The sequence below is a fragment of the Corynebacterium riegelii genome, from assembly GCF_016728505.1.
Lineage (GTDB): Bacteria > Actinomycetota > Actinomycetes > Mycobacteriales > Mycobacteriaceae > Corynebacterium > Corynebacterium riegelii.
Genome location: NZ_CP068159.1, coordinates 1,298,028 through 1,320,946 on the forward strand (window position 1 = coordinate 1,298,028; position 22,919 = coordinate 1,320,946).

Annotated in this window: 20 protein-coding genes and 1 tRNA gene; 11 read left to right on the forward strand and 10 right to left on the reverse strand. The window is 61.5% G+C overall.

Annotated elements, in window-relative coordinates; translation table 11 throughout:
* Nucleotides 1–122 precede the first annotated feature (122 nt).
* Together I6I71_RS06015 and I6I71_RS06020 are read left to right on the forward strand one after the other, a co-directional pair.
* The gene (locus tag I6I71_RS06015) at nucleotides 123–3,008 is read left to right on the forward strand and encodes a UPF0182 family protein (protein WP_236587439.1); all 2,886 of its coding nucleotides are present in this window, start codon (nucleotides 123–125) and stop codon (nucleotides 3,006–3,008) included.
* A gap of 121 nt (nucleotides 3,009–3,129) precedes the next feature.
* A tRNA-Met gene (locus I6I71_RS06020) sits at nucleotides 3,130–3,206 on the forward strand.
* Between the two features lie 333 nt (nucleotides 3,207–3,539).
* On the opposite strand, the gene I6I71_RS06025 is transcribed toward I6I71_RS06020, so the two are convergent.
* Nucleotides 3,540–3,944, reverse strand: a complete 405-nt coding sequence (locus I6I71_RS06025) for a MerR family transcriptional regulator (protein WP_005293770.1) — start codon at nucleotides 3,942–3,944, stop codon at nucleotides 3,540–3,542.
* A gap of 169 nt (nucleotides 3,945–4,113) precedes the next feature.
* On the opposite strand from I6I71_RS06025, the gene I6I71_RS06030 reads away from it, so the two are divergent.
* A complete protein-coding gene (locus tag I6I71_RS06030; RefSeq protein ID WP_201819404.1) occupies nucleotides 4,114–5,673 on the forward strand; it encodes a SulP family inorganic anion transporter in 1,560 nt (519 codons plus the stop codon).
* A gap of 169 nt (nucleotides 5,674–5,842) precedes the next feature.
* Here I6I71_RS06030 and I6I71_RS06035 read toward each other — a convergent pair whose 3' ends face one another.
* Together I6I71_RS06035 and I6I71_RS06040 are read right to left on the reverse strand one after the other, a co-directional pair.
* Nucleotides 5,843–6,319 carry a hypothetical protein gene (locus I6I71_RS06035; protein ID WP_012359769.1) on the reverse strand — a complete coding sequence of 159 codons (477 nt, stop codon included), beginning with the start codon at nucleotides 6,317–6,319 and terminating at the stop codon, nucleotides 5,843–5,845.
* A 37-nt stretch (nucleotides 6,320–6,356) separates the two neighbouring features.
* Nucleotides 6,357–7,499, reverse strand: a complete 1,143-nt coding sequence (locus tag I6I71_RS06040) for a relaxase (RefSeq protein WP_236587253.1) — start codon at nucleotides 7,497–7,499, stop codon at nucleotides 6,357–6,359.
* Between the two features lie 282 nt (nucleotides 7,500–7,781).
* On the opposite strand from I6I71_RS06040, the gene I6I71_RS06045 reads away from it, so the two are divergent.
* From I6I71_RS06045 to I6I71_RS06055, 3 genes are read left to right on the forward strand one after another with little or no spacing between them, the layout of a single operon-like run.
* Nucleotides 7,782–8,006 (forward strand): hypothetical protein, encoded by a 225-nt coding sequence (locus I6I71_RS06045; protein WP_052205204.1) that lies wholly within the window; start codon nucleotides 7,782–7,784, stop codon nucleotides 8,004–8,006.
* Nucleotides 8,003–9,781 (forward strand): ABC transporter ATP-binding protein, encoded by a 1,779-nt coding sequence (locus tag I6I71_RS06050; RefSeq protein WP_201819406.1) that lies wholly within the window; start codon nucleotides 8,003–8,005, stop codon nucleotides 9,779–9,781. Before I6I71_RS06045 ends, I6I71_RS06050 begins: the two co-directional genes overlap by 4 nt.
* Nucleotides 9,778–11,514, forward strand: coding sequence for an ABC transporter ATP-binding protein (locus I6I71_RS06055; RefSeq protein ID WP_201819409.1), 1,737 nt, complete (start codon nucleotides 9,778–9,780; stop codon nucleotides 11,512–11,514). The genes I6I71_RS06050 and I6I71_RS06055 overlap by 4 nt, the downstream gene beginning before the upstream one ends.
* 5 nt (nucleotides 11,515–11,519) lie before the next feature.
* Here I6I71_RS06055 and I6I71_RS06060 read toward each other — a convergent pair whose 3' ends face one another.
* Nucleotides 11,520–12,404 carry an SLAC1 family transporter gene (locus I6I71_RS06060; protein WP_201819411.1) on the reverse strand — a complete coding sequence of 295 codons (885 nt, stop codon included), beginning with the start codon at nucleotides 12,402–12,404 and terminating at the stop codon, nucleotides 11,520–11,522.
* Nucleotides 12,405–12,666: 262 nt separating this feature from the next.
* Here I6I71_RS06060 and I6I71_RS06065 point away from each other — a divergent pair, with 262 nt between their 5' ends.
* On the forward strand, nucleotides 12,667–13,371 hold the full coding sequence (locus I6I71_RS06065; protein ID WP_236587440.1) for a YwiC-like family protein: 705 nt from the start codon (nucleotides 12,667–12,669) through the stop codon (nucleotides 13,369–13,371).
* A 77-nt stretch (nucleotides 13,372–13,448) separates the two neighbouring features.
* Nucleotides 13,449–13,610, forward strand: a complete 162-nt coding sequence (locus tag I6I71_RS06070) for a hypothetical protein (protein ID WP_180950614.1) — start codon at nucleotides 13,449–13,451, stop codon at nucleotides 13,608–13,610.
* On the opposite strand, the gene I6I71_RS06075 is transcribed toward I6I71_RS06070, so the two are convergent.
* From I6I71_RS06075 to I6I71_RS06090, 4 genes are all read right to left on the reverse strand, one after another.
* A complete protein-coding gene (locus I6I71_RS06075) occupies nucleotides 13,591–14,010 on the reverse strand; it encodes a YbaN family protein (RefSeq protein ID WP_052205191.1) in 420 nt (139 codons plus the stop codon). The two genes, I6I71_RS06070 and I6I71_RS06075, sit on opposite strands and share 20 nt — an antisense overlap.
* A gap of 268 nt (nucleotides 14,011–14,278) precedes the next feature.
* Entirely contained in the window at nucleotides 14,279–14,755 is a 477-nt protein-coding gene (locus tag I6I71_RS06080) for a response regulator (protein WP_102724514.1), read from the reverse strand.
* Nucleotides 14,752–16,638, reverse strand: coding sequence for a sensor histidine kinase (locus tag I6I71_RS06085; protein ID WP_201819416.1), 1,887 nt, complete (start codon nucleotides 16,636–16,638; stop codon nucleotides 14,752–14,754). The genes I6I71_RS06080 and I6I71_RS06085 overlap by 4 nt, the downstream gene beginning before the upstream one ends.
* 27 nt (nucleotides 16,639–16,665) lie before the next feature.
* Complete coding sequence (locus I6I71_RS06090) at nucleotides 16,666–18,126, reverse strand: SLC13 family permease (protein ID WP_201823482.1); 1,461 nt, start codon at nucleotides 18,124–18,126, stop codon at nucleotides 16,666–16,668.
* A 240-nt stretch (nucleotides 18,127–18,366) separates the two neighbouring features.
* Here I6I71_RS06090 and I6I71_RS06095 point away from each other — a divergent pair, with 240 nt between their 5' ends.
* The 3 genes from I6I71_RS06095 to I6I71_RS06105 all read left to right on the forward strand — a co-directional run bounded on the left by I6I71_RS06095 (nucleotide 18,367) and on the right by I6I71_RS06105 (nucleotide 21,009).
* On the forward strand, nucleotides 18,367–18,870 hold the full coding sequence (locus I6I71_RS06095) for a hypothetical protein (RefSeq protein ID WP_201819421.1): 504 nt from the start codon (nucleotides 18,367–18,369) through the stop codon (nucleotides 18,868–18,870).
* 69 nt (nucleotides 18,871–18,939) lie between these two features.
* Complete coding sequence (locus tag I6I71_RS06100; protein WP_201819423.1) at nucleotides 18,940–19,407, forward strand: hypothetical protein; 468 nt, start codon at nucleotides 18,940–18,942, stop codon at nucleotides 19,405–19,407.
* Between the two features lie 150 nt (nucleotides 19,408–19,557).
* A complete protein-coding gene (locus tag I6I71_RS06105; RefSeq protein ID WP_201819425.1) occupies nucleotides 19,558–21,009 on the forward strand; it encodes a purine-cytosine permease family protein in 1,452 nt (483 codons plus the stop codon).
* A gap of 18 nt (nucleotides 21,010–21,027) precedes the next feature.
* Here the strand turns inward: I6I71_RS06105 and I6I71_RS06110 are convergent, their stop codons facing one another.
* Entirely contained in the window at nucleotides 21,028–21,498 is a 471-nt protein-coding gene (locus I6I71_RS06110; RefSeq protein ID WP_201819427.1) for a hypothetical protein, read from the reverse strand.
* A gap of 97 nt (nucleotides 21,499–21,595) precedes the next feature.
* Nucleotides 21,596–22,714: a glutathione S-transferase C-terminal domain-containing protein gene (locus I6I71_RS06115; RefSeq protein ID WP_201823484.1), complete on the reverse strand. Its 1,119-nt coding sequence runs from the start codon at nucleotides 22,712–22,714 to the stop codon at nucleotides 21,596–21,598.
* Nucleotides 22,715–22,919 lie beyond the last annotated feature (205 nt).

A 22,919-nucleotide genomic window follows, 5' to 3' on the forward strand; every position in this document is an offset into this window, starting at 1 on the left:
TAGGCTAGAAGCCTACTTAGAAGTTTGCAGCCGCGATAAAAGGAGAAGGATTGACTACCCGCGTCAACCCGCCAAGACCAAGTGCCAGTAAGCCGAACCGGGGGTTATGGACCGCGGTTAGCATTCTTGGCGTCATCCTCATTGTCCTACCAATGCTGGTGGGCCTTTACACCGACTTTTTATGGTTCGGTGAACTGGACTTCCGCTCCGTGTTCAACAAGATGGTCCTGGCCAGGGTGATCCTCTTTGTCCTCTTCGCTGCCATTGGCGGGGCGATAGCTTTCTTCGCCGCGCGTATTGCGTGGAAGGGCCGGCCTGGTCTGGACAGTGACCCGTTTGCGCCGAACGCGAAGTACCGCGCACAGCTTGAGCAGGGTATCCGCTCCATCCTGGTGTGGGTGCCGCTGGTCGTCGCACTGTTCGCCGGTCTTGCTGGTCAGGGCCTGTGGCGCACGCTGCTTCTGGCACTCAACGGTGAGAGCTTCGGGGTCAATGACGCACAGTTTGGGCGTGACCTTGGCTTCTACGCATTCCAGCTGCCGGCAATAACTGCGCTGGTGGACATCCTGTCCATGCTGCTTGTCGTGGCGTTTTTGATCGGTGCGGTAACCCACTACCTGTTGGGCGGTATCCGCATTGCCAGCAACCTGACCGGCGCTACCGGTGGTGTGTCCAAGGCGGCACGTGTGCAGCTGGCGGTTACCGCTGGCCTGTGGATGCTGTTGAAGGCGGCAAGCTACTGGCTTGAGCGCTACCAGCTGCTGTACGCACGCAACGACATTTTCACGGGTGCGTCCTACACCTCCGTCAACGCGATGCTGCCGGCCAAGATCATCCTGACGATCATTGCGGTGCTGGTTGCCGTGGCGTTCTTCGCCTCCGTTGTGTACAAGGACCTGCGCATCCCGGTGCTTGGCACGGTGCTGATGCTGGTCAGCTCCCTGGTTGTTGGCAACGTGTGGCCGGCGCTGCTTGAGCAGTTCAGCGTAAAGCCGAACCGCCAGGCCAAGGAGTACGAGTACATTGGCCGCAATATTGAGGCCACCCGCTTCGCGTACGGGCTCACCGATGAGACGGTGACGTACGAGGAAAACTGGGGCCAGTCCACTACCTCGAATGCTGAGGTGGCAAGTGATGCGGCGACGATTTCTAACATCCGTCTGCTTGACCCAGACATCATCTCGCCGACGTTTACCCAGAACCAGCAGCTGCGTAACTTCTACGGCTTCCCGGAGCAGCTGGCCATGGACCGCTATGAGATGGACGGCGAGATGCGCGACTTCGTGGTCGCTGCGCGCGAGCTCAACCCGAACTCGCTTTCTGAAAACCAGCGTGACTGGATTAACCGCCACACCGTGTACACCCACGGCAACGGCTTTATCGCAGCGCAGGCGAACACGGTTGATGAGGCAGCCCAAGACGCAGGTTCCACCCGTGGTGGCCTGCCCATCTTCACGGTGTCTGATCTGCAGACCAATGAGAAGGCTCGCGAAAACGACGAGGCTGAGGAGCTGGGTATTCGCGTAGATGAGCCGCGTATTTACTACGGTCCGGTGATCGCTTCTGCGCAGGATGGTCTGGATTACGCCATTGTGGGCGACAACGGCCAGGGCCCGGTGGAGTATGACACCGATACCACCACCTACACCTACACCGGTGAGGGTGGCGTGAATGTTGGTAACTGGATCAACCGTGTCGCGTATGCGGTGAAGTACCAGGAGCTGAACCTGCTGCTGTCTGACCGTGTTGGCGGCCAGTCCAAGATTCTGTACGACCGTGATCCGCGCCAGCGTGTGGAGAAGGTCGCACCGTGGCTGACCACGGATTCCAAGACGTACCCTGCGGTTATTGATGGCCGCGTGAAGTGGATCGTGGACGGCTACACCACGCTGAGCCGCCTGCCGTACTCCTCGCGTCAATCGCTGACTGGTGCGACGGTGGATGCGCTGAACCCGGACGGCACCACGCAGCGTGTGATTAACAATGACTTGGGCTACATCCGCAACTCCGTCAAGGCGACGGTGGATGCCTACGACGGTACGGTTGAGCTCTACGCGTTCGACGAGTCTGATCCGGTGCTGCAGGCCTGGATGGGTGTCTTCCCGAACACGGTGAACCCGGCTAGCGAGATCTCTGACACGCTGCGTGATCACCTGCGCTACCCAGAGGATCTGTTCAAGGTGCAGCGCCAGCTTTTGGCTCGCTACCACGTGGATGACCCGGGTGTGTTCTTTAACAACGACGCGTTCTGGTCCGTACCTAATGACCCGACCGCGCCGGAAGGCCGCGACCAGCTGGATCAGCCGCCGTACTACATCGTGGCATCTGATCCGGAGACGGGCGCACCGTCCTTCCAGCTGATCACCCCGTACCGTGGCCTGAACCGTGAGTTCCTCTCGGCCCACATGTCGGTGTCTTCTGACCCGGAGAACTACGGGCGTATCACGGTGCGAGTCTTGCCAACGAACACGCAAACTCAAGGCCCGAAGCAGGCTCAGGATGCGCTGATGTCTTCTGACCAGGTGGCGCGTGACCGCACCCTGTGGGAGGGCTCCAACGATCTGAAGAACGGCAACCTGCTCACCTTGCCGGTGGGTGGCGGCGAGATCCTTTACGTGGAGCCGATCTACTCGCAACGTAAGGACCAAGAGTCTGCGTTCCCGAAGTTGCTGCGCGTGCTGGTGTTCTACCGTGGCCAGGTTGGCTACGCGCCGACCATCTCCCAGGCCTTGAGCCAGGTTGGCATCAACTCGGCTGCCGTGCAGGAGATCGAGGTTGTAGACGAGAACGCTCAGGCCGATAAGCCTTCCGCTCCAGAGAATGAGAGCGGGGAGCAGTCGGCTGAGCAGCCTACCGGTGGGGCAGAGAACGTTGACGAGGCAATGAACAACCTCAACAACGCACTGCGTCAGCTTGAGACTGCACGCGACGGTTCCTTCGAGGAGTACGGCCGCGCACTGGACCAGCTGGATCGCGCGGTGAAGGAGTACCAGGACCTGACTCGCTAAGGCGTCAAGGCTGACCCGCCTTATCCCGTCTTAGCCAGCGGATTTGGTGCCCCGCGGCGGTGGACGTATAGTAGTCCACGTTGCCGATTATGGCAGCAGGTGAAATGAATATCTCACCCGTCGCGGGGTGGAGCAGCTCGGTAGCTCGCTGGGCTCATAACCCAGAGGTCGTAGGTTCGAATCCTGCCCCCGCTACCAACTTCCAAGCCCCTACCAGGAGAAACACTGGTAGGGGCTTTAGTTATTTCTCTTAAGGCGCACGTCCTGGGACTCAAATCGGGACTTTAGCGATGGCATTTTGTCACTTAAGCCGGTTTGGAAGTGATGGGGTTAAGTGACAATTTTCGATTTTGTGACCTTGGATGACTGTGTCGTTTTGAGGAGTCGTCTGCACGGATTTCAGAAGTCCTCTGTACTATCGCCATCCACTCCGGAGAGGCCGCGGGCGTTCGTCCACTTCATCTGGAACGCGATTCGACAGAGCGCATTCAATACGATGGTCTTTTTCTCCCTGCGAAGGATGGGGGCAGTTTAGGGTGCCAGGGTGTTGACCAGATCGAGGAATTCCTCAGCGTAGGCAATTTGCTTGCGTAGCTTTTCGTAGCGGGTGCGCGTCTCCTCACGAATGTCGGCAAGGGTGGCCTTGGCATTACTCCGTGCCTGCTGTGCGGTATCACTGTCCTGCCCGCCATCTGAACTATGAAGAATCTCCGCAGCTTCCAGGAATTCCCGCATCTGATCCAGAGTAAACCCCAGCGGTTTCATCCGTCGCACCAGCAAAACACGACGTACATCAGCCTCACTATAAAGCCTGAACCCACCAGGGCTACGCCCCGATGGGGTAATCAGGCCGACGTTGTCATAATAACGCAAGGTGGGAATCGACAACCCCGTCTGGTCAACGACCTCGCCGATCTTGAAATTACTGTTTTGCATTGCCTGTTCTCCTTCACGGTGATGTTGCCCACGGGTTCCTGTGCCTGGGTTGGCGGTTGAGTAAAACTCCCGCTACCATGACCACCATCACCAAACCTAAAGTTACTAGAGGGTTGGATTCCTTTCGGGCGTTCGCCCAGTTACCTATCCCCTCAAAGATTGGACATCTATGACTGAAACTAGCACGGCGGCCCCCCGCCCCCTCCTGAGTCCAGACGGCGCTGATGCCCCTACCGGGATCATCGCATCCTTCCGTTACGCATTTTCTTCCCCCGCCCGTATCCGTATAGAGATTCTGGCCGGACTGGCGGTATCCCTGGCGCTGATCCCTGAGGCCATTGCCTTTTCCATCCTTGCCGGTGTTGACCCAGCCATGGGTCTGTTTTCCTCGGTAGTCATGGCCATTGCGATCGCCTTTACCGGTGGCCGCCCGGCAATGATCACCGGCGCCACCGGGGCTATTGCCCTAGTCATTGCTCCTGTGGCGCGTGGTTACGGGATGGATTATTTCATCGCCACCGTCCTGTTGGGCGGTGTCCTACAAATCGTGCTCGGCGCCCTCGGTGTGGCGAAACTTCAGCGTTTTATCCCCCGATCGGTGATGCTGGGTTTCGTCAATGCACTGGGCATTATGATTTTCACCGCCCAACTCGAACACCTCATTGATGTGCCTTGGATAGTCTACCCACTCGTCGGCTTGGGTGTGGTGATCATGATTTTCTTCCCCAAGCTCACCAGTGTGATCCCCGCCCCGCTGGTCACGATTATCGTGCTCACCGGTTTGGTCATTGCCGCCGGTTTGACTGTCCCGACGGTCTCGGACATGGGCAAGATGCCGGAGACCTTACCGTCCCTGTTTATTCCGAACGTGCCGTGGACGTTGGAGACCCTGCAGATCATCGCGCCTTATGCCCTGGCCATGGCCGTGGTCGGTCTCATGGAATCGTTGATGACCGCCAAGCTCGTCGATGACATCACCGACACTCATTCCGATAAAACTCGTGAATCCTGGGGACAGGGGGTGGCTAATATTGCCTCCGGTTTCTTCGGCGGCATGGGTGGCTGCGCGATGATCGGTCAAACCATGATCAACGTCCGCGAATCCGGGGCACGTACCCGCCTATCCACCCTGTTAGCCGGTGTGTTCCTGCTGGTCCTGGTCCTGGCACTGGGCGACACCGTTGGCATGATCCCGATGGCTGCGCTGGTGGCAATCATGATCATGGTCTCGGTCGGCACCATCGACTGGCACTCGGTGCATCCACGCACCCTGAAGCTCATGCCGGTGAGCGAAACCATTGTCATGGCCGTGACCATCATCGCCACCCTAGCCACCCACAACCTGGCCATCGGCGTGGTGCTGGGCGTGCTCACTGCGATGATCATGTTCGCCCGCCGGGTGGCCCATATCGTCTCTATCGAGAAGGTCTCCGAACTCGACACCGACCACGACGGGAAGATCGATACGCGGACCTACCGGGTGCATGGCCAGTTGTTCTGGGCATCAAGCAATGACCTGGTTTATCGCTTTGATTACACCGATTCTGCCCGTCATATCACTATTGATCTCACTGAGGCGGAGATCTGGGATGCCTCCACGGTCGCGACCTTTGACGCGATTACGCAGAAGTTCCAGGACAGAGGCAAAACCGTGTCCATTATCGGGCTCGACGGTCCCAGTCAGGACCGGCTGAACCGCCTGTCTGGCCGGCTTGGCACCGGCCACTAACATCCCCCGACTCGAGCACATCGACTTGGCGCCCCAACTTATAACCGGGGCGCCAGTTTATTGGTGCTGTTGCAAAGTTGGGGCATAGGAAGAGCATAAAAGAAGCGTAGCGGTTAACCGCTACGCTGTGTTGTGGGGATTTTTACTTTTTACGGTGCACGTGTTCTAGTTAGTGGTTCGTTTCTTTCCTCGGGTGATTGCGACGGTATTCCTCGACTAAGTGAGCAATACCCGGCGCAGCCTGGGACAACATCCAGGTCATAAGCGCTATAAGAACCCCTATGACGATAAGTGTTAACGCCAACCAGCCCAGTGTTGGGCCGATGCCGTTGGCCTCCTGGACGTGACCCCACAAGGCAGACACGCCGTCGGGTATGCCGAGCATACTTAGCAGCCCGTTCCCCAAGGCTCCGACAGCAACGAGTGCGATAGCAACGAAGAGAACACTGGCTGCAATCCACGAGGCAGACATGCAGGCCTTAATAAAGTTCGTGTTCGACTTTTCCATGTCGTCGTTGTACTTTTTGCGCTCTGCACGTATCTTCTCCAGCAGCTTTTCGTTGGACTCCTTCTCCTGGAGCAGGGCGCTGCGAGCCTTCTTAGATGCTTCTGCTGCCTTGTGCAGGCTTTCGGACTCTTTCGACATTGCCTCAGATACAGCTACTTCTACCAGCGGTTCCAGGCTAGAAGTCAGGCTCGAAGTCATCTGAGCGTTCAGGCTCTGGGCTACTGCTTGGCTGGAATCCTTGTCGAGATGGATGGGGCTTTCGGCTGCTTTGAGTACCAGCTGTTGCATCCTTGTCAGACGCGACATCTGCTCGCTTATCTCGATTAGGTACCCTTTTACCCCCTCCAGGCCGTTGGGCAGATCCTCGATGTTCCTTATCAGCCCGGTGATCATCTGCTGCACTTCCATCATCGTTACTTGGAAGTGACTGCTGCTCACGTAGTTCTTGTTTGCGGCGAGATTGCTTTTTACGTTCCTTAATTCGCTTTCCGCTTGCGTCAACCTCGTCGAGAAGTCGCTGGGCAGAGAACTGAGAATGTCCCCTGTATTCTCCGGCAGACTCTTCAGTTTCTCCTGCAGCGTCTTGATAGCCTTCTCCGCCTTGTCCAGGCGTGGGCTGAGAACCTTCAAGACGCTGTCCATCTTGCCTTTCGCCGCTGCTTGGGCTAGCTTCGTCATCTCGGTCACTGACACCATGATTGAATACCTCCTGGTTGTTATAGTTTTCTTCCTCCTCGTCATCGAGAAGGCTGGAGCCGTATTTCGCCTCCAGGTCATCATCAGTTGCATCAGCTTGAAGCGCCTCAAGCTGTCGCGCAACGAGTGCTGCTTGAGCCTCGTTAACGCGCTCGGTCACACCCTCTAGCGAGTAACTGCGGCCTAGCTTCGAGCCGGCCTTAGCTGCCTTACGCTTTCGAGTACGCCCGGCCTTCGTGGTGTTCGTGAAGTAGGCATCCTCGCCGTCATCGCCGACCAGGGCCACGGTCAACGACTCGCCTTCAGCCTTTGAATTGGGCTGCACTTTTAGAGACAGGTTGTAATCGCCAGCAACCTCTATCGCCTTCTCCAGTGGGTCGCCAGCATCGGCCACCCGTTCATCCGCGCACAGTTCATCCATGCGCTTACGCGCGGAATCCGCCCAAGTGCTTGCGGTCAACTCATCCACCTTCAAGCAGGTCGAGTCTGTGGACTTGCCTTCTTTGTGTGCCCTGCGCTCGGCAGGAAGTAGCGATATTTCTGGCTCACGTTCTAAGACACGCATCCCCAAATCGCGCATCAACTCGTCGTTGATATTGCGCAACTTGTACCAGTTACGCATGTCTCTCGGTGCAGCTTTTTTTGTACGAGTGTCATGGTTAGCAAAGACGACATGGTTATGGACGTCCGACCGTAGGCTGGTTTTGCGCGATCTCGGTTTCAGCAATGTCCATCAAACGCACGAGACGAGGCTTGATGCGTATTACAGGTTAGGCTAACCTAACTCGAGAATGATTGCTATCTTCTGAGAGGGCAACACAGCGCCGCTTGTGACTGACGAACCCGAGCACCTAACCCGAAAACGCCGCGTGGACGCGGCCCACACACCCGGAGACAGAACCAGATGAAGTCGATTGCCCAGATCGTCCAGCCGAGGTTCCTCAGCCGCTATGCGAGTGAACCGATGGATGCCGCCGCCGTCGAAGGGCTGCTCGCCGATAGCGGCATCGCTTACGCGCAGACGTTCGCCGAAGCCAACGGGTTGAAACTGGGCGGAGCCTCACACGTCGGCATGGTGTACTTCCGCACTCTCACGAAGAAAAGCGCGATCGGGGAGGCGGGCAAGTGAGCGCCGTGGACGGGACCGTAGGCCCGTGGTCGCTGCTCGCCCCGATTCGGACCCGGATGCGTGCGGTGGTCGCGTTATCCGTCCTGTCGTCGGTGGCTACCGTCGCTTCGCTGGTCGGCATCATCGACATCGCGATGACGTACCCGGAGGCTCCGGAGCATCGGACGTGGTTGGCCGTGGCTGTCATCGTCGTCGCCGCAACGGTGCGCATGGCCGCGGACGGCGCCGCCGGCATGCTCTCGCACCGGGCGGATAATGACCTGCAGCTCCACCTCCGGCGCCGGCTGGTCGCCCAAATCCGGAAGTTGCCGCTGGGCTGGCTGGATGCCCGGCGCTCGTCGGGAATCATCGAGTCAGTTGAGAAGGACGTCGCGGCTGTCCACCAGCTCATGGGCCACACCGTCGGTGAGACCGTGGTGGCGGTGCTGGTTCCCCTGCTTTCCCTCATCGCGCTCGTCGCGGTGGATTGGCGGATCGCGGTGGTGGCGGTCGTCCCGGTGCTGGTCACCTTCGCCCTGATGGGCGTGATGATTTCGCGCGGAGCCGGTCTTCAGCGCGACTACGAGCGAGCCTCCGAAGGAGTGACGGCCGCGGTCATTGAGTTGGTGCGCGGTATCCCGGTGATGAAGTCCTTCGGACGCGCTAACCAGGGCGCGGGTCGCTACGATGCCGCGGCGTTGTCGTTCGTCCGCGCGTGGTCCGCCTGGTCCCGGCAGTCGAACATCTATCTCGGGCTCATCGACGTGGTGACGTCCCCGACCACAGTTCTCGCAGTGGTGTGCGGGGCCGGCCTCGCTCTGAGAGACGCCGCGGGCGGCATACCGGAAGGTCTCGTCGCCGGGCTGGTTCTCAGCCTTGGACTCTCCGCGGCGATCGTGCGGGTGGCCATGAACTCCGAACCCATCATCGCGGGGATCGCCGCCCTGAAGTCCATCGCGGAGGTGCTGAGCACGCCGCCGATCGCCGAGCCCGCCGATCCGGTGCCCGCGCGCGGAGGCGCGCTCGAGGTCCGGAACCTGGTCTTCTCCTACGGCGATGGGCCGCGGGTCCTCGACGGGATGTCCGCGACGTTCGAACCAGGGACCCTCACTGCGCTAGTGGGGTCCTCCGGTTCCGGAAAGTCCACCGTCGCCCGGCTGTTGGCGCGTTTCCACGACCCCGTTGAAGGCTCGGTGCTGCTGGGCGGCGTCGATCTTCGCGACATTGCCGTGCGCGACGTGCACCGCTCGGTGTCGGTGGTGTTCCAAGATCCGCAGTTGTTCACGCTGCCGTTGCGGGAGAACATCCGGCTGGCCAGGAGAGACGCCACCGACGACGAAATCATGGCGGCCGCGAAGCTCGCGAACCTCGATGCGGTCATTGCGGCGCTGCCGAAGCGCCTGGATTCGGTGGTCAACGTCGACGTGACCTTTTCCGGTGGTGAGGCGCAGCGCGTAGCCATCGCGAGGTCGATCGTCACGGACGCGCCGGTGCTCATCTTCGACGAGGCAACCGCTTACGCGGATCCGGCTTCCGAGGCCCTCATCCAGTCCGCAATCGAGCGTTTGGCCCGTTCGCGGACGGTGATTGTGATCGCGCACAGGTTGAGCACGATCCGCAACGCTGACCGCATCCTCGTTCTCGATGGGGGAGCGGTCGCGGAGGCGGGTACTCACGACGAGTTGCTTGCGCGCGGTGGCCGCTACCGGGATTTGTGGCGCGCGTTCACGCTCGACGACGAACCATCCGCCCCGCGGGGCGCTGAATCAGACGATGAAAAGGCGGGGAACCGATGATTCGAGACTTGTGGTCGATGACGGATCGGCGCTCGAGAATGACGCTGGTGTGGCTCATTGCGTTGGCCACGCTTGCCGCGCTGGCCCAGGGAGCGGCGTTCGTCGCGCTGCTGCCGCTGCTGTCGGCTCTGGCCGAGGGAGATGATGCGACGGCGTGGCGTTTCACCGGCGTCATAGCCGGCCTCGCGGCCGCCCATGCGGTGCTGTCCCTCGCCGCGGGGACAGTCGGCAGGGCGAATTCCGCAGCGGTGCTGTCGTCCCTGCTGCGTTCCCTGGGCGAACGCGTGCTGACGTTGCCACTCGGGTACGTCACCAAGTCCACGGCCGGCCGCTTTTCGGAGATGGCGTCGTCGGGTATCGCGTTCGCGGCGTCCGTGCCGCACGTGATCCTGCGGCCCGTCATCGCCGCGGTGGTTACGCCGACCGTCATCGCCTTCGGAATTCTGGCGGTGGATTGGCGCGTCGGTTTGGTTCTTGTCGCGTCGGCGCCGGTGCTCTTCTTCGCCTACCGGGCCATTGGCCGGGTCGGTGGGGAGTCGGACGAAGCGCATGCTGAGGCCGTCGCTGCTGTCTCCGGCAGGCTGATCGAGTTCACCCGCGGCCAGCAGGCGATTCGCGCCGCGGGCGACGGTTCGGCGGCGGACGCGATGGTGGATGAGGCTATCCAGGCCCAACACGATGCGTTCGCGAAGGCGACGTCGACGCAGGGGGCGGCCATCGGACGGTTGGGTTCGATTGTCCATGCGGTGTTCACAGCGGCGGTGATCGTCGCCGTGGCAGTCGCTGCGACGGGCGGGATGGCGCCGGGGCATTTGGCGCCGATGCTCATCGTGCTCGTCCAGTTCACCGGACCGATCACCACGGCGGGAGCGTTGTCCGGCGGTTTCGGTGCGGGCCGCAACACGTTGGCTGCGTTGCGTGACCTGCGGGCAATCCCCGCCCTTCCTGAACCTGCCGCACCGGAGCTGCCCGACGGGCATGACGTGGAGTTCCGCGGCGTGAGCTTCGGGTACGGAGATAAGAAGGTTCTCGACGACGTCAGCTTCCGTGCACCTCAGGGAGCGCTGGTTGCCGTAGTGGGACCGTCGGGGTCGGGCAAGACGACGGTCATGCGGCTGCTGTCGCGTTTTCACGATCCGGACTCGGGGGAGATCCTCATCGGCGGGGTGCCCTTGCCTCGGATCGGCACCGACGGCGTGAACTCGCTGGTGACCCCGGTGTTCCAGGAGACGTTCCTTTTCGACGCGTCCGTGCGGGACAACCTGGTCTTCGCCGACCCCGGCTTCGGTTCCAGGCCCGGTGACGGGGACCGCTTGCGCGAGGCTGCCCGGCGTTCCGGGGTGGACCGCATCGTGGAGCTGCTGCCTTCCGGGTGGGATACCCCGGTGGGGGAGGAGGGGACGCTGCTGTCGGGAGGTGAGCGGCAGCGCCTCGCCATCGCCCGGGCGCTTCTGAAGGATTCCCCGGTGGTGCTTCTCGACGAGCCGACGTCCTCGCTGGATGCGGCCACTGAGCGGGCGATCGTCGGCACGATGGAGGCGTTGCGCGGCGATCACACTGTGATCGTCGTCGCCCATCGCCTGCACACCATCCGCGATGCCGACCTCATCGTCGTGCTTTCGGAGGACGGGACGGTCGCAGAACGGGGCACGCACGATGAATTGCTGGCGAAGGGCGGCCCCTATGCCGAGTCGTGGACCACCACGACGACGGCATCGGAGAAGCGCGGATAGCTAGTTCATCTAGCGCCAGATTGGCTTAGTTCCCAGGAGCCAAAGCGCACCGCGCAGACACCCCAGTGGAGGAGCAAGAGCACGAGGAGGGCCAAGGAAAGTGTGTGCCAGCCTTCGTCCCAAGCACCCATGCACAGGGTGCCCACGGGGAAGGTAGAGCCCCACCAACCAGGGCCGTAGGGCGCCCAGTGGAGGACAGCTTCGTAAAAGCAGTACATGGCGTAGAGGACACACGGTGCGCCGAGGGTGAACATGATGAGGCCGTACAGGTGGGCGTCGAAAAGCAATGTCGATGCTGCCGTCGACTGGCCGACAACACCGAGGGGAATCCACGCTGTACCCGCGGCGGCGCCACGCGGGCGCGTGCCGGACCAGTAGCAGTAGAGGAAGAGCGGGATCGCGGTGAACAACGTGAGGAAGAAGCACAGCTCACCCGCGTAGTGATAAAACTCGCCGTGATGGGTGGCGAGCTGCCCGCCGGATGTCGCAGCGACCATCGGGGACACGAGCGCCAAGCCCCACGGGAACGCAGGCTCGGTGTAGTGCGCGGACTGCTTCCACAAACCCCAGAGTTGCCACAAGCACACGATGATGGCCAGTGGCGCACCGACCCACCAGCTGAACAGCTGGAATGCATCGTTGCCCGTGAGTGCCGTCCACGCCGAGCCGCACGCGAGCAGCCCCATCGAATACATGCCCCACGCCGCCATGTTCTGGTGCCGCGGCGGCTCATTGCGCACGCCGACCGTGAACACAACGAGGAGCCCCGCCGCGATGAGCGCAAACACGAGCTGGGCTACATGAAATCCATGTAACCCAGTCAAACTCGACGCAATCGAGGTTCCCATTAAAGCGCCGGCCCAAGCGGGACCGAACTTTGGCAACGTCATAGGACTAACGCTAGGCCTGCCACCTCGCCTCATCCACTTTGGGTCGGGGCTTTGTGGTTTTTAGAACGCGATTGGCCTGAAGCGCGCGACGGCGCCGGGTGCTTCGAATCGACGGAAAAGACCACGCCAATTGCCCATCACGGATTCGCATCAGTAGGGTGAAAACATGTCGAAGAGCCAGGCGCAGCGTAGCGTGCCGCGCAACCCCCGCACACGCCGACGCTCACCCGGTTGGGTGCCCGACCAACACGGCGCCTGGTTTATGGTCACCGTCCCCGCTATCACCGGCGTCATCCTGGCACCGTCGTGGACTGCGATTCCCCTGTTGCTGACCTGGTGGCTCGGCTATTTCACGTTTTTCGCCAGCAGCGTCTGGATCCGCTCGCGCTTCCGCGAACGCAACCGGCCCCCAGTCTTGGTCTACGGGTCGCTCGCGGCGGTCGCGGGTGTGACAACGCTGATCTTCGACTGGCGGCTTCTCATGTGGGTCCCGGCGTTTGCGCCATTGGTGGCCATAGCCGTGTTCGAGGCATGGAAGCGGCGTCCGAGATCGCTGTTGTCGGGCGTCTCCACTGTCGTAGCGGCCTGCCTCATCCTGCCGGTGGCCGCCTGGGCCGGAGGAGGCCTGGATACGGAGGCGTGGGCCGCATTTGCCGTGTACCTGGCGTACTTCGTCGGCACTGTGCCCTACGTGAAGACGCTCATCCGTGAACGCGGCTCCAAGCCCTGGTTCATCGGGTCGGTGGTCTATCACGTCGTCGTGCTTGTCGCCGCCGTCGTTGCCGTGCTCGGCACCGGCGGGCATCCGTTCCATCCAGCGATCATCGTCGTGGCCGTCGTGTTGCTCGCGCGGGCGACGCTGATGCCGATCACCGGCGCACGTCGTGAGAAGCCATGGACGCCGAAGGTCGTCGGACTTCTGGACGCTGCCATCACAGTGCTGGTGGTCATCGTTGTGCTGCTCTGAGGCGCCCCATTCGCTGCAGCGTCACAGGATCCTCCGCCAGTAACGCCGCAGGTCAGCAGGGGTAGTGCGGCGGCTTCATGGGCGTCCCTGTGTCGCAGGGCCGCGGCAAGGATGACAAGAAGCAGCGCCCGAAAGCGGTCACCAGTGCGGTTGAGAGGGAGGGCAACATCCACGCCCTGCTTGGCGACGCCCCCTTGGTCAACCCCGGCGTCATCGGCTTCAATGTGCGTGGCCGGTAGGCAGGCCAGCGCGCTGGTGTAGTTCGGCGGCGCGCTCGGGGCGTGGCCGCAGCCGCCAGATGTGCGCGCTCACCCCGGCACCGATCCCGACGAGCAGCAATGCCACCGGCCACAGCCCGACCACCACAATCACCACCCATATGGAGGCGCCCATCCCCAACCAGAGTAGCCCCACAATCCGCAGCTTCTGCGCCCGCGTCAGCTGTCCTGAGTAGTAATCAATAATGAACGGCCCGAACGTGTCATGGCGTAGCAGGTAGCGCTCCATCCTCGGCGAACTCCGCGTGAAGCACATCAGCGCAAGCAACAGAAACGGCGTCGTGGGCAGGATCGGCAGCCACACGCCGGCCGCGCCCAGGGCGAACGCCACCAGCCCCACAATCATGTACACGTATCGCATCGTTGCCACATTCTAGGCGCAACATACAACAATAGTTGTATGACTGCCTGCACTATCTTGTACGCCTCGTTCTACGGATCTACCAAGGAATACGCGGATGAGCTTGCAAAACGCCTCGGTACCACCGCCGAGCCAATCCCCGGCGCCGACTTCAACCCCGAAGGCCCCATCGTGGTCCTCGCCCCCCCATCCATGGCCCGAACAACCCCGGCGCCAGCTTTATCGGCAAGCTTTCCACGCCACTTTTCGGAGCCCGCACCGAGCGCCTCTAGCGACGGCGGACGAGGTCCATCGCGCGCGTCGCGTCGAGGACGTCGAGGTAGGGCAGGGGATCGATGTCCATGTCCTCGACGTAGTCGGTGAGCATGGTGCGCACCACCTGGTGTAGCTCGTCGACGTTCCAGGGCTTGGCAATGTAGTGGTCCAAGTTGGCCTCGTTGACCGCGCGTACCGTGTCGTGCAGCTGCGCCTGGCCGGTGACCAGGACTTTGCGGGTGGCGGCGGTGCGGTCGTCGTCCATCATCTGGACTAGGAACTCCACGCCGGTGGTGCCGGGCATGCGGTGGTCGCAGAGTGCGAGGGCGAGCACGTCGCCGTCTTCGGTGAGCTCGTCGATCACCTCCCAGGCTTCCTCCACGTCGGAGGCGACCTCCACGCGGATGTGTTCAGCAAAGGGCAGCAGGTCGCGCTCGACGGCGGCGCGGACTTCCGCCTCGTCCTCGAGGATCAGGATGGCAAGGTTCATGGTGTGTCTCCTTCGTCGTGTGCGTGCGGGCCGTCAATTGGCAGGCCAACGGTGGCGCAGGTGCCGTTGGTAGAAGAGGTCAGTTCGATCGTGCCGTGGTGTGCGCTGACGATGCCGCGGCAGATGCTTAAGCCGATACCCATGCCGAAGCGGACCTCGCCGTTCTTCGTGGTGAAGCGGGGCTCGAAGAGCTTGTCGATGCGCTCGAGTGGGATGCCGGGGCCGTCGTCAATGACCTCCACACGCACCCACCCGGGCTTCGGGGCGCTGGTGCGGATAGTGATGGTGGTGCCTTTGCCGGACTCCTCGATGGCCTCGGCGGCGTTGGTGATCAGGTTCGTCCACACTTGCGCGATCTGCCCGGGCGTACACGTCACGTGCGGCAGTTCGGCAAAATCCCGTTTGACCTCCACACCGCGCAGTTTGTGGGCGATCAGCTGCAGCGTGTCCTCGATGCTTTGGTGCAGGTCCACGTCGGTGACCGGGTCGCCGTCAGGCCGCGCGTATGCGCGTAGCGAGGCCACCAGCTGCGTAATGCGGGTCGATGCGGTGGAGAGGTTGCGCAGGGCAGTGCCTATCGACGCCGCGTGCTCCACCGTCTCGTACTCCAGCTTTCGATTCGCGCGCACCTGCTTGGCAAACTCCACGTCGTGCAAGCCGGCGAGTACCCAGCGCTGGGCGAGCGCCCGATCGCCGGTGACCTCGGTCAGTTCGCGCCGCAGCGCGCGTGCCTCCTTTGTGCTTACCGCGTGCGAGCTGCGCGCCGCCTCCAGCGCGTGGCTGGTCGCGTCCCGCCACCTGCGGTTGGGGCTGGACGCGATCAGGCCTTCGACGTCTTCGGCGAGATGCGCTGCGGTGCGCTCGATCGCCGCCATCGGGTTGTTCAGCTCGTGGGCAACGCCTGCGGCGAGTTCGCCGAGGGAGGCGAAGCGCGCCTGGCTCATCAGCTCGCGGCGCGCTGCTTCCAGGTTGTGCAGTGCTGTGGTCAAGCGTGCGCGCTCGTCTTCGAGTTGCGCGGTGAGTTCGTGCTGCTCGATCTGGATGTCCTCGGCGCGGCGCAGGCGGCGGTCGTAGGAGCGCACGAACAAGATATTGAACAGGCGCGCAAGCTCCGGCTCCTGGCGGATGAGGTAGTCCACCTGCTCGGTGGGCAGCTGGACTGCGACGACCTCGGTGGTGGTACGCGCGGTAAAGAAGCCGACCCGGTTGCTCGCCAGGGCGAGTAATCCGATGACGTGGCCGGTGGAGGCGTGATGCATGACGATATCGCCGGCGTCAGTAAAGCGCTGCAAAAGCACCTGGCCGGAAAGGGCGAAGATGACCTCCTCGACGTAGTGGCCCTCCTTAGTCAGGTAGACCCCCGGCGGGAAAACCAGGCGCGGCTGGTAGCCCAGGTGCATGTCGGCGGCCTGGATGATGCGGCTGATGATCTCCTGGTCGGTCAGCCCTACGTCCAGTTCGGTGACCTCTGGCAGGGCGAAGGTGCCAGCGATAGAAGGGTCGTGCTTGGCGCGCATGTACCAATAGCGGTTGAGCTGCTGCTGGATGTTGTGCAACAGTGCCTCCGGCTTGATCGCCGGGGTGAACACGAGCATGTCGAGCCGCCCCATGTCCGTAAGTGCATCCAGGCCCGCGACCTCTGGCGCGGTGGTCAGCACCATGACGCGGGTGTACTCGAAACCGGGCTCCGAGATCAGCTCCAGCAACGGGTGGTCGGGCGCCAAGCCGTCCTCGTGGACGGTGACGGTGACAAGCGCGAGCGGGTCGCCGTTGAGAAGCGAGCGCAGGTGCTCGACATTATCGGCGGCGAGGATGTCATGCGTGGCGCCCAGTGCCTCGTTGACCACCTGCTGCACGTCGCGGGTGGCCTGGGACTTTCCCACGATAGAGAGGGTGGAACGGGGCAGCACCTAGCTCACCAGCCCCATCAGCTGCCAAACGGAAGGCAGAGCAAAGATCAACAGCAGCGTGCCCACGGTACCGACCACGAGTCCCACTAGCGCCATCTGCGGAATGGAGATCTCCTTGGTGGCGTACGCAATCGCGTTCGGCGGAGTGGAGATTGGCAGCGCCATGCCCAGCGAGCAGGCGATCGCCACCACCGCGGCAACCACGAGCGGGTCGATGCCGTCGAGCGAGAGCGCCAGCGAGACCGCCAGTGGGACCAGCAGGTTGGCGGCCGCAGAGTGCGAGATGACGTTCGCCATGCCGAAGCCGATCAGGCCCAGCACGGCGAGGATCGCCAGCGCACCCATGACCTCCCAGCTGACCGAGCCGACGAGCCACTCGTCCAGGCCGCTCGCACCCACGCCAGTGCCGAGCGCGATACCACCGGAGACGAGCCACAGCACCGGCCAGTCAAGTGCCTGGACGTCCTTGCCCTTCATCACCTGCAGGCACAACAGTGCCACGACGGGGATGAAGCCGACGGTGTTGGAGGAGATGCCGTGGAGCGGCTCGCTCATCCACAACAGGATGGTCAGACCTGCCACGGCGTAGAAGAGTTTCGCGTCGGTGGCGGTGTTCCACTTCGAGCGCATCTCGATGGAGATGCGGGTCTCAGCGGGGATGAAAACGAGACAGAGAAATACCCAGGCAAAGGCGAGGACAACCAGCATGAAAGGCACCGCCATGAGCATCCAATCCACGAAGGACACACGGATGCCGTGCTCGGCGAGCGCACCGATCGCGATCGCGTTCGGGGGTGTGCCCACCGGGGTGCCGATGCCACCCACGTTGGCAGCGAGCGGGATAGACAGCGCCACGCCGGCGCGCGCTTTGCCCGCGGGCAGCGTCTTGAGAATCGGGATGACGACCGCGAACATCGTCGCTGTGGTGGCCGTGTTCGACATGAACATGCTGAGCACGGCGGTAATCAGCATGAGCCCCAGCACGGTCAGGCGCGCCTTGTCTGGGAAGGGGCGCAGCATGATCGCTGCGAGGTTGCGATCTAACCCGAACTTCTCTGCCCCGTGCGCGATCATGAACCCGCCGAGGAAGAGGATGATGACCGGGTGGGCCAGCGCAGAGAAATACGCGGATGCAGGAAGCAGCTGATCTGCTAGTGCTGGGTCTCCACCGGTGGGGTCGACTATCGCGCCGTCGGAAAGCAGGAGGACCTCCAGCAGGATGACCAACACCGCCGTGGCCGTGAGCGGCACGGGCTCGAGCACCCAGAAGACGATGGCGAGCAGGAAGATCGATAGCATCCGGTGCCCGGGGGTGGACAAGTCCGGGATCTGGACGAAGAAGGGGATGAGGAAGCAGACCACGCCCAAAACCAGGCCCACCAACTGCTTTTTGCTCAGCTGGGGGCCTTTACTGGCTAGCGCGGGCGGGCGTTGTTTCGAGCGGCGTTGTGTCTCCACCATGTGTCGAATTCTACCCGCTACAACAGGGATTACTTGGTTTGTCAGGAGTTCTCTACGGCGTCCGCACGCAGGTCGACCTGCACGCCTTTGCCTCTCAGAAAGGTTCGAGTGTTGCACTCAAGAAAGCCAGAGCTCTCAGCGATGCTCTCCACCTGCACTGATGTAGAGATCTGACAGGCGCTGCCCACCGAGACAGTTTTCCTAGCGAAAGTATTGGGTTTCCTCCGTAGGATGTGGCGCATGAACTTCCGGAATGTTCAACTCAACTCCGTCGCGGCGCTTGTCCTCAGCCTGTTGGGGGTGGCGTTCTTTACCCTGGGGCGGGTTATGTTTGAGGTGGTCGGATGGATGGTTCTCTTCTCCGTTCCAGTTGGGGCGATCGCGGCGCTTTTGCTTCTTGGCCTGTGGTTCATCCCCGTGCGCAACGTGAAAGAAGGCCCAGGGGCAGGGTCGTCTAAGACCTTCGGGTGGCGCGAATCCTGGGCCTTCATTGCGGTGACGGTGTTTCTCTTCCTGGCTGGCTTCTTTATGGTCGATGGCGGTGACACCGAGGACAGCGTGAAATCCGTCTTCACCCTGCTTGTTGGACGGCAGGCGACAGAGCTTTCTGCGTTGTTGTGTTGGCTCTGTCTCCTTGGGGCGATTGTGTCCTACATCGTGGGTCTTGTTGTGGCGGTGAAAGGACGCATTAAGGATGCTGAAGACCGGGTGTCGTATCCTGGGCCGACCGAAACGCAAGTGTGATGCTAGGCGCTGCCCACCGAGGAAGTTTTGCCGGCGAGAGCAGTGGGTTTTCTCCGTAGGATGTAGTGCATGAATTACCGGAATCTCCGTATCAACTCCGTCGCGGCGCTTGTCCTAAGCATGTTTGGGACTGCGTTCTTTGCCTTTGGTCGGATGTTCTTTGGGGTGGGCGGATGGATGATCTTCTACTCCATTCCTGCTGGGTTTTTCGTGGCACTTTTGCTTATTGCTCTGTGGTTTATCCCCGTGCGCAGCGCGAAGGAAGGTCCAGGGGCAGGCCCGTTTAAGTCCTTCGGTTGGCGCGAGTCTTGGGCCTTCATCGCGGTGACGGTGTTTCTCTTCCTGGCAGGCTTCTTTATGGTCGATACCGGTGATACTGAGGAGAGCGTGAATTCCGTCTTCACGAAGCTTGTGGGGCGCTCGGCGTCAGAGCTTTCCTCTACATTGTGTTTGCTTAGCGTCCTTGGGGTGGTTGTGTCCTACATTGTGGGCGTTGTTGTGTCGGTGAAGGGCCGCAAGGGCGGGGCTGCAGTTTAAACCTTTCGGGCAAGGCATGGCACAGCAGGCTGCGCTGGTTGGTGCATGAGGTGGAATCGCCCATCACAATAAGGAAAAGGGCAGGGTCTCGCCTAGTTCAAGAAGAAAGTAATTCGGTGACATTTCACCTAAGCGTCGTATAGTCCGTGTATGACACACAGCAAGTCTTCAGCAAGTGGTGCGCCGGTTGTAGAAACCTTAGGGATTGATATTGTTCCCGAATCCGAGCGCACCGCGAAACCCTCCGACCTGTTCTGGCCGTGGTTTGCCGCGAACATTTCGGTGTTCGGTATTTCCTACGGTTCGTTCGTGCTCTGGTTTGGGCTGTCGTTCTGGCAAGGCGCGCTCGTCACCGCACTCGGCGTGACGTTCTCGTTCTTCCTCTGCGGCCTCATTGCGGTAGCTGGTAAGCGCGGGTCTGCGCCGACAATGGTGCTCTCCCGCGCCGCATTCGGTGTGCAAGGGCAGAAGGTGCCTGGCATCGTCTCATGGTTGACGTCTATTGGTTGGGAGACGTTCCTGGCCATCATGGCGGTGCTGGCCACCACCACGGTGATCCGGGAATTCGGCGGCAATCCGGGCACGGCCACAAAGATGATTGCGACCGTCATCGTCGCAGGCCTGATCGTGGCGGCATCCGTGTTGGGCTACCACACGATTATGAAGCTGCAGTCTGTACTGACCTGGCTCACCGGTGCGGTGACTCTGCTGTACATGGTGTTGACCATTCCGCGCATCGATTGGTCCGCGGTCCAGGCGATCCCGGCCGGCTCTGCAGGCAGCGTGGTTGGTGCGCTGGTGATGGTGATGACCGGTTTCGGCCTTGGCTGGATCAACATTGCGGCGGACTGGTCGCGCTACCAACGCCGTGACACTCCGGATCGCTCCATCATCTTCTGGAACACGTTTGGAGGTGCCATTGCACCCACCATCTTGGTTATCTTTGGCCTGCTGCTCGCCGCGTCTGATGAGTCGCTGGCAGAAGCAATCGCGGATGACCCGATCGGTGCTCTCGCGGTTGTGCTGCCTACCTGGGTGCTCGTGCCCTTTTTGATCACCGCGGTACTGGCACTGGTCTCCGGGGCGGTGCTGGGTATTTACTCCTCGGGCCTGACGCTGCTCACGTTGGGGATTAACATTCCGCGCCCGGCGGCTGCCGCCATCGACGGTGTGATCCTGACCATCGGCACCATCTGGGTGGTCTTCGTCTCCCAAAGCTTCCTTGGGCCGTTCCAGTCCTTCCTGATCACCCTGGGCGTGCCGTTGGCAAGCTGGGCGGGCATCCTCATCGCAGACATCTTCACCCGCACCAAGGATTATGACGAGCCCGCGCTGTACGACTCGGCAGGCCGTTACGGTGCCGTCGACTGGATCTCTATCGGCATCCTCGTCGTCTCTTCGGTGATCGGATGGGGCCTAGTGGCCAACCTGTTTGCGGAGGAAGCGGCTTGGAATAACTGGCAGGGATACTTCCTGCCGCTGGTTGGGGAGCACTGGGCTGACGCGAACTTGGGTGTGCTCGTAGCTCTCGTGCTCTCCTTTGTAGCGGCATGGTTTGCGCGCCGGGGCCGCATCCGCCGTCAGGAGGAGATTGCAGCCTAGGCGCCGAAACCCAGCGGCCTACATCGCCGGGTTGCTGACCAGGATGCGATCCACCTGCTCAGCAAGGTCCTCCGGGGCGGAGTCGAAGTCGCCGGGCAGTTCACGGTCAGCCTGCTCCAGCGCTTCTTGGTCGGACTCGCCGGTGGCCAGGGTTGCCTCCGCTTGGTCGAGCAGGCGCTTCAACCGTGTCAGGTTGAGTTGGTAGGCACCGTCGTTCTCCGGACCGGGGACCTCCTGGAGCCAACCTGTGCCGATGAAGGTGGGCAGTGTCGCATCGACGATGTCTCGCTTGAGCCAGTTCGTCATGGTTGGCCCTCCGAAGTTGTCCACCCGGCCCGCTGTTGCTTGGCGGACTATCCCGGTGGGGGTGAGGGTTGGGCCGGTGGCGTCTTCAGCAAGCAACGCCACCTGCATCAATATCTTCAGTTCTCGGGGAAATAGGGACGGGGCTTCAATGCACCCCACTGCGGCTTTGAGCAGCTCGCCCAACAACGCCTCCTTATTCTCTTGTGATGGGACGAGGAGACATTATAAAACCGCCCTGCGACACGAGGCGCCGGATTATCGAACGGATGTGTGCCTACGGCTAATTTTCGAAGAGTTCCAGCTGAAACTTCATGGGATTTTTTAACCGCTCGGATTTTGGCATTTCGCCGGGCAGGGTAGTGCTCTCGGCAAAGGGTGCGCCAGGCAGTCGGTCACGGCCGTGCGGCTGCGCCAAGCCCGAGAGATCCGGGCCAGCCGGGACGACACGGGTGGGGTTGATCTCGCGGTGCACGATGTAATAGTGCTGCTTGATCTCCACAAAGTCAGTGGTGTCGCCGAACCCGGGGGTCTGGAATAGCTCGCGCAAGTAGCCGTAGACGTTCGGCATTTCGTTGATCTTGTTCCGGTTGGTCTTGAAGTGGCCGTGGTAGACGGCGTCAAAACGAATCAGCGTGGTGTAGGCGCGGATGTCGGTCTCAGTGATGTGCTCACCCATGATGAACCGACGGGTTGCTAGTCGGTCCTCCAGCCAGTCGAGAACCTCGAAGACGTCCGTATAGGCAGCGTCATAACCCTCCTGCGATGCCGAGAACCCAGCCCGGTACACGCCGTTATTGAACTTTCTAAAGAGGAAGTCGTTGATCTCCTCCATCTCTTCGCGCTGCTCCTCCGGCGGCAGGAGGTTGGGTGCGCTGGCGCGGTGGTATTCGGTCCACTGCGTTTGGAAGTCACGGACCATCGAGTTGTAGTCATTGGTCACCACCTTGCCGCTTGCCTCTTCAACTATTGACGGCACAGTGATGCCACGCGGATAATCCGGAAAGCGCTTGAAGTACGCGTCTTGCAAGCGGGGGATCTGCAGGACCGGGTCGAGCCCGCCCGGATCCAGATCGAACGTCCAGGAGCGCTTGTCATGGGTCGGCCCAGCCAGGCCCAGGGAGATCACGTCCTCCAAGCCCATCAACCGACGCACAATGACCGCACGGTGTGCCCACGGGCAGGCACGCGCAGCGATGAGACGGTAACGATTCGGCTGTACCGGCCAATGGAGGGTCTCGCCATTGTCATTAGGAGACGGCTGAGGGGCATCGCCGGTAACTGACGCAACGATGCGGTCACCGATGTAGTTGGTGTCCCGCTTGAACTCGCCGTCCGTCGAGGCGTTTTGGGCATCGCCAGCCCAGTCCGTCGGTGAATCCTTCTGCGCGTCCGTAGCTATTTGGGGCCTCCCTGTTGAAACGTAAAGTTGGTGATGTGTCAACTATAGATGAATTCCGGCCAGCCACAACCAGCTGTGCTGGGGAAGCCCCAGAGCAGCCCCGGTTGAAAACCACGCCACCACCTGCAAGAAATGCCCGCTTTTTGCTGCCGCGAAGACGCGCGTAGCTGTGACACAATCGGGGAGTTGGCAAAGATAACTCAAT

What these genes read in the sequence shown, in the direction of transcription:
- I6I71_RS06025 (WP_005293770.1), bottom strand. Translation starts at nt 3,944, where the DNA reads ATGCAAAACAGTAATTTCAAGATCGGCGAGGTCGTTGACCAGACGGGG.
- I6I71_RS06030 (WP_201819404.1), top strand. Translation starts at nt 4,114, where the DNA reads ATGACTGAAACTAGCACGGCGGCCCCCCGCCCCCTCCTGAGTCCAGAC.
- I6I71_RS06035 (WP_012359769.1), bottom strand. Translation starts at nt 6,319, where the DNA reads ATGTCGAAAGAGTCCGAAAGCCTGCACAAGGCAGCAGAAGCATCTAAG.
- I6I71_RS06040 (WP_236587253.1), bottom strand. Translation starts at nt 7,499, where the DNA reads ATGCGTAACTGGTACAAGTTGCGCAATATCAACGACGAGTTGATGCGC.
- I6I71_RS06045 (WP_052205204.1), top strand. Translation starts at nt 7,782, where the DNA reads ATGAAGTCGATTGCCCAGATCGTCCAGCCGAGGTTCCTCAGCCGCTAT.
- I6I71_RS06055 (WP_201819409.1), top strand. Translation starts at nt 9,778, where the DNA reads ATGATTCGAGACTTGTGGTCGATGACGGATCGGCGCTCGAGAATGACG.
- I6I71_RS06060 (WP_201819411.1), bottom strand. Translation starts at nt 12,404, where the DNA reads ATGACGTTGCCAAAGTTCGGTCCCGCTTGGGCCGGCGCTTTAATGGGA.
- I6I71_RS06065 (WP_236587440.1), top strand. Translation starts at nt 12,667, where the DNA reads ATGGTCACCGTCCCCGCTATCACCGGCGTCATCCTGGCACCGTCGTGG.
- I6I71_RS06070 (WP_180950614.1), top strand. Translation starts at nt 13,449, where the DNA reads ATGGGCGTCCCTGTGTCGCAGGGCCGCGGCAAGGATGACAAGAAGCAG.
- I6I71_RS06075 (WP_052205191.1), bottom strand. Translation starts at nt 14,010, where the DNA reads ATGCGATACGTGTACATGATTGTGGGGCTGGTGGCGTTCGCCCTGGGC.
- I6I71_RS06080 (WP_102724514.1), bottom strand. Translation starts at nt 14,755, where the DNA reads ATGAACCTTGCCATCCTGATCCTCGAGGACGAGGCGGAAGTCCGCGCC.
- I6I71_RS06090 (WP_201823482.1), bottom strand. Translation starts at nt 18,126, where the DNA reads ATGGTGGAGACACAACGCCGCTCGAAACAACGCCCGCCCGCGCTAGCC.
- I6I71_RS06095 (WP_201819421.1), top strand. Translation starts at nt 18,367, where the DNA reads ATGAACTTCCGGAATGTTCAACTCAACTCCGTCGCGGCGCTTGTCCTC.
- I6I71_RS06100 (WP_201819423.1), top strand. Translation starts at nt 18,940, where the DNA reads ATGAATTACCGGAATCTCCGTATCAACTCCGTCGCGGCGCTTGTCCTA.
- I6I71_RS06105 (WP_201819425.1), top strand. Translation starts at nt 19,558, where the DNA reads ATGACACACAGCAAGTCTTCAGCAAGTGGTGCGCCGGTTGTAGAAACC.